At 53.0% G+C, this 3,179-nt stretch carries 2 protein-coding genes and 2 tRNA genes; all 4 read left to right on the top strand.

The window, feature by feature from the left end:
- Positions 1-172 precede the first annotated feature (172 nt).
- The 4 genes from AC07X6_RS28430 (at position 173) to AC07X6_RS28415 (ending at position 3,179) form a co-directional block, all read left to right on the top strand.
- Entirely contained in the window at positions 173-1,249 is a 1,077-nt protein-coding gene (locus AC07X6_RS28430; protein ID WP_494793203.1) for a DUF4062 domain-containing protein, read from the top strand.
- 181 nt (positions 1,250-1,430) lie between these two features.
- Positions 1,431-2,837 (top strand): glutamate--tRNA ligase, encoded by a 1,407-nt coding sequence (gltX, locus tag AC07X6_RS28425; RefSeq protein ID WP_494793202.1) that lies wholly within the window; start codon positions 1,431-1,433, stop codon positions 2,835-2,837.
- Between the two features lie 136 nt (positions 2,838-2,973).
- Positions 2,974-3,049: transfer RNA gene (locus AC07X6_RS28420), tRNA-Ala, on the top strand.
- 54 nt (positions 3,050-3,103) lie between these two features.
- Positions 3,104-3,179 (top strand) — tRNA-Glu (locus tag AC07X6_RS28415).

The raw sequence follows: 3,179 nt of genomic DNA, 5'->3' as shown, positions 1-3,179 counted from the left end.
TATTTTTACTTGCGCATGGTGATTTTTATTTATTATAAAATTTATGGGATTGTCATGACTTGATGGGGGTGGAGATTTTAAAGTATCATAAATAAATTTCCAATAATTTCTATGGGTTCTGAATTTTGTGGGATAATTGTAAATATTTTTAGCGCATTCATAAAAGGTGAATATGGCCAAGCCCAGAGTCTTTGTAAGTTCAACGTACTATGATTTGAAGCATATTAGGTCGTCAATGGAACTATTCATTGAGGGCCTTGGGTTTGAAGCTGTACTCTCGGAGAAGGGGGATATTGCTTATACGCCAGATCGGGCGCTTGACGAATCTTGTTATCGAGAGGCTGCGGCTGCTGATATTTTTGTTCTGGTGGTGGGCGGGAGGTATGGATCTGAGGTGAGTGGTGCTAATAGAAAAACTTCGCCTGCTTTTTTTGACCGTTATGATAGTATTACGAAAAAAGAGTTCGATACGGCCTATGGTCATGATATACCGGTTTATATTGTGATGGAGTCTGGGGTTCACTCTGAATATCAAACATATTTGCGTAACAAGGAAAATGAGCAGATTCGTTATGCTCATGTCGATTCGGTTAATGTTTTTAAGTTAATTGAGGAGATTTTAACTAAACCTAGGAATAATCCGGTATTTACATTTGAAAGGTTTTCTCAGGTTGAGGTGTGGCTGAAAGATCAGTGGTCTGGTTTTTTTAGGGAATTATTGAAAACTCGTTCGCAGCAAAAGCAACTTTTAGCTCTTACTGGGCAAGTAGGTGAATTGAAGGCTGTGACTGAGACGCTCAAAACCTATCTTGAAGCCGTAATGGTAGGTATTGGGAAGGATGATTCAACACGCTTAATTGAGTCTGAGGAGAGGCGACTAGAAGAATCCAAGCGGCTAGAACAGGCTCGCAGCAATGATTGGTGTGTGCATGTAGCACGAACGCTAGACATTCCTATCGAAAAAGTTATAGATGTGATAAAAAATGCAAAATCTGCCTCCGGATTTGTGGATGCTCTTGCAGGGGAAGGGCGTAGTAAAGAGGCAAAGCGCGATATCCTCAGTACTTTGCACTCCTCTAGGGAGGCTCGACGAGATTTTAACGAGGCGCGAGCAATTTTGGGGGTGCCGCGAATTGATTGGGGTGATCTAATCGATGACGAGCAGTTCGTTGATCCAGAGGACTTAATAAGGTCAGCTTCCTCGCGGAAGAGTAAAAAGATCCGAGTTGTCAATAAGGTATCGGGCTAATTGTTGTTTTTCGGCACTAAAATGTGTGTAGGTGGGGCGTGCTTTTTATAATGTGCGTGAATGGTTGTTTTTTTTGTGCCTATGCGTTCTGCCGAGCGGTGTGATGCTGGGGCGGTTTGTCTGAGGCGTTGTCTTTTACGCGGTAAAATGGCGTTTTACTTATTCAAGCCTGATTACTTCGATGACCACAACCGCTACTCCCGTCCGCACCCGTTTTGCTCCCAGCCCGACCGGCTATCTGCACCTGGGCGGCGCCCGCACTGCCTTGTACAGCTGGGCGTACGCCCGCCACTTCGGCGGCACCTTCGTGCTGCGCATCGAAGACACGGACGTGGAGCGCTCCACGCCGGAAGCCGTGCAAGCCATCATCGAAGGCATGCAGTGGCTGGGCCTGGATCACGACGAAGGCCCGTTCTACCAGATGGCCCGCATGGACCGCTACCGCGAAGTGGTGACGCAGATGCTGGCTGAAGGCACGGCATATCACTGCTATTCGTCGCCCGACGAAGTCGAAGCGATGCGCGAGCGCATGCGCGCCGCCGGCGAAAAGCCCCGCTATGACGGCACCTGGCGTCCGGAGCCGGGCAAGACCCTGCCGGCCATCCCTGCCGACCGCAAGCCCGTCGTGCGCTTCAAGAATCCGCTCGATGGCGACGTGACGTGGGACGACGTGGTCAAGGGCACGATCACGATTTCGAACCGCGAGCTGGACGACCTGGTGATCGCCCGCCCTGACGGCACGCCGACGTATAACTTCTGCGTGGCCGTCGACGACTGGGACATGGGCATCACGCACGTGCTGCGCGGCGATGACCACGTCAACAACACGCCGCGCCAGATCAACATCCTGCGCGCCATCGGCGCACCGTTGCCGCTGTACGGCCACCTGCCGATGATTCTGGGTTCGGACGGCCAGAAGATGTCGAAGCGCCGCGATGCCGTCAGCGTGATGGATTACCCGGCGCAGGGCTTCCTGCCTGAATCGATGCTGAACTACCTGGCGCGCCTGGGCTGGAGCCATGGCGACGATGAAGTGTTCTCGGTGGAGCAGTTCTGCGAGTGGTTCAACCTCGACCACCTGACCAAGTCGGCCGCGCAGTTCGACCTGGAAAAGCTCAAATGGATCAATAACCAGTACATCAAGCAGGCCGACAATACCCGCCTGGCCGACCTGGCCCGCCCGCAGATGCTGGAAGCCGGCGCCGTCTTCGAAGGCGCGCCGGATCTGGCGCAAGTGCTGGGCATGATGAAAGAGCGCGCCAACACGGTCAATGAACTGGCTGCCGCCTCGATGCTGTTCTTCCGCGAGCCGCAGCCGGAAGCGGAACTGGCGGCGCAGCACATCACGGATGCGATCAAGCCCGTGCTGGCACAGTTTGCCGAGCGCATCGCCACGGTGGAGTGGAGCAAGGAAGCCGTCGCCGCCATGATCAAGGAAGTGCTGGCAGCCAACACCATCAAGATGCCGCTGCTGGCCATGCCTTTGCGCCTGATTCTGACGGGTCAGCTGCAGACGCCGGCCATCGACCAGGTGGTGGTGATGTTCGGCCGTGAAACCGTGCTGGCGCGCCTGGCCAAGTGGCTGTAAGCGGCGTTCTGAAATAAGCGCTGAAATAGTCGTAGAAACAGAGTGCGGAAACCGCTCCTATGAAAAGTTGCTCATAGACGAAAAAGGGTATTTGCAGAGTGAAACTTCTTTGCTATACTCTTGTTTCTGCACCAACGGGGGTATAGCTCAGCTGGGAGAGCGCTTGCATGGCATGCAAGAGGTCAGCGGTTCGATCCCGCTTACCTCCACCAGCAGCAATGATGTTGCTTGTTGAAGTGGTGCAGATGTTGTTTGGAAGTTCCGCGGTCCCCATCGTCTAGAGGCCTAGGACATCACCCTTTCACGGTGAGTACAGGGGTTCGAATCCCCTTGGGGACGCCA

The sequence above is a fragment of the Janthinobacterium sp. GW460-12-1-14-LB5 genome, assembly GCF_059423585.1.
This window is presented reverse-complemented; position numbering and strand designations above follow the sequence as displayed.